The following is a 6,706-nucleotide window of genomic DNA, read 5'->3' on the forward strand; positions in this document are numbered from 1 at the left end:
AGATCCGCGCCTATCTGGAGCACGTGGCGGACCGGTTCGACCTCAATAGGGACATCACCCTCGACACCCGCGTCACCGGCGCCACCTTCGACGAGGCGGACGACAGCTGGACGGTCACGACCGACAAAGGGCAGACGGTCAGTGCGCGGTACCTGATCACGGCCGTCGGGGCACTGTCCTCGTCGAACCTGCCGGACTTCCCGGGCCGCGACTCGTTCCAGGGCGAGGCCTACCACACCGGGCGCTGGCCGCACGAGAGCGTGGACTTCACCGGCAAGCGCGTCGGCGTCATCGGTACCGGCGCCAGCGCCGTACAGGCGATCCCGCTGATCGCGAAGGAGGCCTCCGCCCTGACGGTCTTCCAGCGCACAGCCAACTACATCATCCCGGCCAACAACGGGCCCGTGCCCGAGGAGGTCAGGAAGGCGCGCCTGGGCAACTACGCCGGCATCCGGGAGCGTATCCAGCAGTCGTACTTCGGCTTCGAGCTCGACCTGCTCGAGAAGGGTGCGCTGGAGTCCACGGACGAGGAGATCTACAACGAGCTGATGCCCCGTTGGGAGGAGGGCGGGTTCGGCATCTGGCTGGGCAGCTACGTCGACATGTTCTTCGACGACGACGCCAACGCCAAGGTCCGCAACTTCCTGCACGACCGCATCCGGGAGAAGGTGCAGGACCCGGGGACCGCGGAGCTGCTGATCCCCAAGGGCTATCCGTTCGGGGTCAAGCGCAACCCGCTCGACTCCGGCTACTACGAGACGTTCAACGAGCCGCACGTGCACCTGGTGGACGTGAAGTCCAACCCGATCGCCGAGATCACCCCGACCGGGCTACGACTGGAGGACGGCACGTCCTTCGCGTTCGACGCGATCGTCTACGCCACCGGCTTCGACGCGATGACCGGCCCCATGAACAAGATCGACATCCGGGGCCGCGGTGGCCGGTTGCTGAGGGAGAAGTGGGAGGACGGCCCGCGCACCTACCTCGGCCTGACCAGCGCCGGGTTCCCCAACCTGTTCACCATCACCGGGCCGCAGAGCCCGTCGGTGCTGTCGAACATGCCGGTCTCGATCGAGCAGCACGTCGACCTCGTCGCAAGGATCATCGGCGAGGTGCGCGAACGCGGCGCCACGACCGTCGAACCCACGAAGGAGGCCGAGGACGCCTGGGTGGTGCACAACGCGGAACTGGTCAAACCGACGCTGTTCGAGACCGCCGACACCTGGTACATGGGCGCCAACATCCCCGGCAAGCCGCGGGTGTTCATGCCCCACCTCAGCTTCGTCGGGCCCTACCGGGCCAAGTGCGACGAGATCGTCGCCCGCAACTACGAAGGCTTCGCATTCGACGCAGGCAGGCAGGGAGCACTGGCATGATCGACAACCCGTTCTACTCCCACGAGTTCCATGGCGACTACGACCTGATCTCCATCGGCCGGCTGGATCTCGAAGAAGGCGGATCGATCGCCGACTGCCGGCTCGCCGTGGCGACCTTCGGCACGCTCAACGAGGCCAAGGACAACGCCATCCTGGTGACCACCTGGTACTCGGGCACCCACCAGATCTTCCGCGACGTCTACATCGGACCCGACCACGCGCTCGACCCGGACCGGTACTTCATCGTGGTCATCGACCAGATCGGCTCGGGCCTCTCGACCTCACCCCACAACGCCCCCGACGAGATCTCCATGTCGCAGTTCCCGGCCGTCCGCATCGGCGACGACGTCGTGGCTCAGGAGCGGTTGCTCCGCGAGCACTTCGGCATCGAGACGCTGCAGCTGGTCGTCGGCGGGTCGATGGGAGCCCAGCAGACCTACGAATGGGCAGTCCGCTTCCCCGACAAGGTCCTGCGCGCGGCCCCCATCGCCGGGACCGCGCAGAACACACCGCATGACCAGCTCTTCGCGAAGGCCCTCATGGAGGCGATCACGTCCGACCCGGGGTTCGCCGACGGCGAGTACAAGTCGAACGCCGACGTCGCCGCCGGCCTCACCCGCCATGCCGGGATCTGGGCGGTGATGGGCTTCTCGACGGAGTTCTGGAAGCAAGAAGGCTGGCGGGCGCTGGAGTTCGAGTCCAAGGAGGCCTTCATGGCCGGGTTCCTGGAGCCCTACTTCACCGTCATGGACCCCAACGACCTGCTCTGCATGGCGTGGAAGTGGCAGCACGGCGATGTCACCCGCCACACGGACGGCGACCTCGCCGCGGCACTCGGCCGGATCACGGCCACGACCTTCGTCATGCCGATCAACGAGGACATGTTCTTCCCGGTCCGCGACCACGAGGCCGAGCAACAGCACATCGCCGGCAGCGAGCTGCGTGTCATCGACGACATCCTCGGCCACCTGGGGCTGTTCGGCGTCGCACCCAGCTTCATGCCCCAGATCGACCAGCACCTCACAGAGCTGCTGGCAAGGAAGGCCTGAACGCTCCACCCCCTGCCGGGCGGACAGGACGTCCGTCCGGCAGGCCCGTCAACCCATGCCGGGTCCAGCTCGTCGAGGCGTCACGCCGCGCGGGCGCTGCGGCGGTCAGGGGGCGTCAGCAGAGTCCGGCCGCCCACCGCTCCGCTCTCGATGCCAGCGGCCGGTCCACATGAACATCCGAGGGTCAGCGGGCTCCTGCCCAGCTGATCACCGGGCCGCCGGCCAAGATCATTCCTCAGCGACGTCTTCACATCACCTCGGGCCGCCAGACGACCGGATGGGGCTGGAACCGGGGTGTCCGGGTTGCGGCCCCTACCGCGGCGTCCGCGCGACTGCCTCGTCACCACCGGTTTCGTCAACCGAGCGGACGACGGGACCGGGTCGGCGCAGGTGTCTACCGCCCACCGGGGTGAAGGCAACAGACGTGGACCGAGCAGGTGACCCGCTACCACGCCGACGTCGATCAGTGACATCGAGCGGCCCGGCCCCGGTGAGCGAGCGAACCTCCATCTCGGCGAACCTCCGCTCCGCGTCCTGGTCAGGTCTGCCGAGGAAGGTGCCGAGCACTCCCAGGAGGAACGAGAGCGGGATGGACACGATGCCCGGGTTGGAGAGCGGAAACCACGCGAAGTCGACATCGGGAAGCATCGCGGTGGAGGTACCGGACACGGCGGGCGAGAAGACGACCAGCAGCGTCGCAACCGTCATCCCGCCGTACATGCTGAACAGGGCCCCGGTGGTGTTGAAGCGTCGCCAGAACAGGGTGAAGATCAGCGGGGCCATATTGGTCGACGCGGCTACGGCGAATGCCAGCGTCACGAGGACGGCCACGTTCTGGCCGTTGGCGACGATGCCGCCGGCGGTGGCGAGCAGGCCGACCGCGAGCGCGGTGCGCCGTGCCACCCGGATCTCCTGGGCCGGTTCGGCGTTCCCGCGTTTGACGACGTTCGCGTAGAGGTCGTGGGCGACGGAGGCCGAAGCGACGATGGTCAGTCCGGACACCACGGCGAGGATGGTCGCGAAAGCAACAGCAGCGACGAGGCCCAGGAGCAGTTCCCCGCCGAGGTGGAAGGCGAGCAGCAAGGCCGCGGAGTTCGACGCTCCAGGCGCGGCGAGGATGGCCTGCGGCCCGACGAGAGCGGTGGCACCGTAACCGATCACGAGCACCATCAGGAAGAAGCCGCCGATCAGCCAGATCGCCCACGCCACCGATCGGCGCGCCTGCACCGCATCGGGCACCGTGTAGAAGCGCATCAAGACATGGGGCAGGCTCGCCGGGCCGAGCACCGCGGCCAGCGACAACGAAAAGAAGTCGATCTTCGAAAGCTGGGTGCGCCCGTACAGCAGGCCGGGCGCCAGCAACCCGTCCCCGGCCTTGGGGTCGTTCGCGACGGCCTTGCCGAGCAGCGCCGAGATGTTGTACCCGAAGCGGCCGGTCACCCACGCAGCGAGCACCAGACCGACGAGGATCAGGAGGTTGGCCTTGAGGATCTGCACCCACGTGGTGCCCTTCATGCCGCCGACCAGCACATAGACCATCATGAGCACGCCCACGACAGCGATCACCGCGGCCTGCCCCAGCCGGTTGCTGTTGGGAATCCCCAGAAGCAGCGCGATCAGCCCTCCCGCGCCGGAGATCTGCGCGACCAGGTAGATCACCGAGATCAACAGCGTCGACGTCGCCGCAGCTGACCGGACCGGACGTTGACTCAGCCGGTAGCTCAGGACATCGCCCATCGTGTAGCGGCCGGTGTTGCGCAGCCGTTCGGCGATCAGCAGCAGCGCGACGAGCCATCCCACGAACGCGCCGATCGCGTAGAGGAGCCCGTCGTAGCCGTACACCGCGATCGCGCCGGCGATGCCCAGGAACGCCGCGGCGGACAGGTAGTCACCGGCCAGCGCGACGCCGTTCTGGGCGGCCGTGAAGGTGCTCCCGCCGGTGTAGTAGTCCGACGCGGTCCTGTTCGCCCGCCCGGACCGGTAGACCACGACCAGGGCAACCAACGCGAACATCCCGAACACAGCCGAGTTGAGCCCAGGACTCCCGACGACCGGCGCCTGCGCGAGCTGGATTGTCACCGATGACCTCCACACGACGATGGGCGAACCCCAAGGTCGCTCCCTTCAACGACCCCTCGTCCAGGAGGTCACTGACCGTTATGTGAGCTTGGTCCCTGGAGACACTCGCCGGCCCGCAGCTCCTTCGAGTTGTGGATCGACGATCCCTTGATCCGATCCACCAGCGGCCGGCCCAGGTTCGGGCCACCGTCGGCGAGTGCTTCGATCGCGTAGACCGTCCGCCGGTAGCCGTCCGGATCGCAGATCGCCTGCTCGTCGAGCCGTTGATCGACCCGCCCTGGAACGATTTCTCGACGGTCCCCCTCCCGACGCCGGCCGAGACCCCTCAGAGGGTCTCCTCCCGGCTGCGGGTTCGGCCTCAGGCGAGACGTTCGACGATGTGGTCGGCGACGCGCAGGGCGTTGGCGATGATGGTGAGGGTGGGGTTGACCGCGCCGATCGAAGGCATGAAGCTGCCGTCGGTCACGTAGAGGTTGTCCAGGTCGTGCGTCCGGCAGGTGACGTCGAGCGCCGAGCTCGCGGGGTCGGTGCCGAACCGGATCGTGCCCGCCTGGTGCGCCGTCGCGGACACGTCCATGTCCTTGTGCAGGTAGAGCCCGCGCGCGAAGGACTTCGAGCGCAGCCCGAGATCGCCGAGCATCGCGTCGAAGCGGTGGCGCAGCCGGGAGACGCCCTCGGTGTTGTTGCCGGGCTGCACGGCGAGCTCCACGCTGCCGTCGGCGCGCAGCGAGACCCTGCTGTCCGGGCGCGGCAGGTCCTCGCCCGCCAGCCAGAAGTCCAGCGAGTGCTGCGCGACCAGCTCGTAGCCGAGGTCGGGGCCCCAGCCCAGGCCCTTGGGCGCCTCGCCCTTGATCTGCCAGTCGTCGGACTTGCCGAGCATCTGGATGTTGCCCATCGGGTACTCCCAGTCCGCGCTGGGCCCGTAGAAGTCGTTGATCGACAGGGTCTTCTGGAAGACGGTCGGGTTGGGGTCCTTGGACAGCGCCATCAGCGCCAGGTTGTTGTGGCGCATGTAGTGCCTGCCGACCACCCCGGAGGAGTTGGCCAGCCCGGCCGGGTGCCGGTCCGACGCCGACTTCAGCAGCAGCACGGCGGAGAGGATCGACCCGGCGGCGAGCACCACGACGTCGCCGGCGAAGGTGCGCGCGCTGCCGTCGTCCATGGTGGCGACCACACCGGTGACGGTGCAGCCGGTCTCGTCGGTGAGCAGCTGCTCCACCGTCGCCCGGGTGATCAGGGTGAGGTCGGGGTGCGCGGCCATCGCGGGGCGCAGCACCGCGAACTCGGAGTCGGCCTTGGCGCCGAGCAGGCAGGGGAAGCCGTCGACCCGGTCGCAGCGGATGCACGGCGAGTCCCGCGTGGCGCGCCCGTCGGCGTCCTGGGTCAGGTGCACGCCGATCGGCAGGTGGAACGGGTGCAGGCCGAGCTTCTCCAGCCCGTCGGACAGCTCCTGGATGCGCGGTTCGTGGACCACGGGCGGGTACCGGTAGTCCTGGCTGGACACGCCCGCGAACGGGTCCTCGCCGTGCTTGCCGTGCACCCAGAACAGGTGCTCGGCCCGCACGTAGTAGGGCTCGAGCTCGTCGTAGCCGATGGGCCAGGCCGGGGAGATGCCCCCGTGGTGCACGATCTCGCCGAAGTCCTGGGGCCGCAGCCGGAACAACGCGGCCCCGTAGACCTTGGAGTTGCCCCCGACGAAGTAGTGCAGGCCGGGCCGGAACGGGGTGCCGTCCCGGTCGTAGAACGTCTCCTGGGCGCCGTAGCGGGCCTTACCGAAGACCGCCTCGGAGTCCCAGTTCTCCCGTTCCCGGCGCAGGTAGTCGCCGCGTTCGAGCAGCAGCACCCGCTTGCCGGTCTCCGCGAGCCGGGCGGCCACCGTGGCGCCACCGGGCCCGCTGCCGATGACGACGACGTCGTGGTGGTCCTGCGGGTCGACAGCCGGCGCGGGGCCGGTCACAGGCCCACGCTGCCCTGCATGATGCCCCCGTCGAGGAACACCGTGGACGCGGTCAGGTACCCGGCCTTGCCCGACGCGAGGAAGACCACGACGTCGGCGATCTCCTCCGGCTGGGCCACAGGGCCCCGGCAAAGTCGTCAGCGGGCAATCTTGAGGATGGCGAGTACTCGGTAAGAGTTGCGGGAGCAGTGGCGTAGCGCGGCGGCGATGTTGCTGGCGCCGGCGAGGCGGTGGGCGCTGATGGC

The 6,706-nt window shown here is 68.5% G+C and carries 5 protein-coding genes; 2 read left to right on the top strand and 3 right to left on the bottom strand.

What is annotated here, in order from left to right; all coding sequences use genetic code 11:
* Window positions 1-1,376: NAD(P)/FAD-dependent oxidoreductase (locus JWR81_RS20680; RefSeq protein ID WP_297655375.1), on the top strand; the 1,376-nt coding region annotated here is incomplete at its 5' end.
* On the top strand, window positions 1,373-2,425 hold the full coding sequence (locus JWR81_RS20685) for an alpha/beta fold hydrolase (RefSeq protein WP_297655378.1): 1,053 nt from the start codon (window positions 1,373-1,375) through the stop codon (window positions 2,423-2,425). The genes JWR81_RS20680 and JWR81_RS20685, both read left to right, overlap by 4 nt.
* Window positions 2,426-2,737: 312 nt before the next feature.
* Here the strand turns inward: JWR81_RS20685 and JWR81_RS20690 are convergent, their stop codons facing one another.
* The 3 genes from JWR81_RS20690 to JWR81_RS20700 all read right to left on the bottom strand — a co-directional run bounded on the left by JWR81_RS20690 (window position 2,738) and on the right by JWR81_RS20700 (window position 6,580).
* Window positions 2,738-4,438, bottom strand: a complete 1,701-nt coding sequence (locus tag JWR81_RS20690; RefSeq protein ID WP_297655386.1) for a cation acetate symporter — start codon at window positions 4,436-4,438, stop codon at window positions 2,738-2,740.
* Window positions 4,439-4,862: 424 nt separating this feature from the next.
* Window positions 4,863-6,461 carry a GMC family oxidoreductase gene (locus tag JWR81_RS20695; protein ID WP_297655380.1) on the bottom strand — a complete coding sequence of 533 codons (1,599 nt, stop codon included), beginning with the start codon at window positions 6,459-6,461 and terminating at the stop codon, window positions 4,863-4,865.
* The gene (locus tag JWR81_RS20700; protein ID WP_297655383.1) at window positions 6,458-6,580 is read right to left on the bottom strand and encodes an SDR family oxidoreductase; all 123 of its coding nucleotides are present in this window, start codon (window positions 6,578-6,580) and stop codon (window positions 6,458-6,460) included. Before JWR81_RS20700 ends, JWR81_RS20695 begins: the two co-directional genes overlap by 4 nt.
* Window positions 6,581-6,706 lie beyond the last annotated feature (126 nt).

The organism is Pseudonocardia sp., from assembly GCF_025965585.1.
Lineage (GTDB): Bacteria > Actinomycetota > Actinomycetes > Mycobacteriales > Pseudonocardiaceae > Pseudonocardia.

What these genes read in the sequence shown, in the direction of transcription:
- JWR81_RS20685 (WP_297655378.1), top strand. Translation starts at nt 1,373, where the DNA reads ATGATCGACAACCCGTTCTACTCCCACGAGTTCCATGGCGACTACGAC.
- JWR81_RS20690 (WP_297655386.1), bottom strand. Translation starts at nt 4,438, where the DNA reads ATGTTCGCGTTGGTTGCCCTGGTCGTGGTCTACCGGTCCGGGCGGGCG.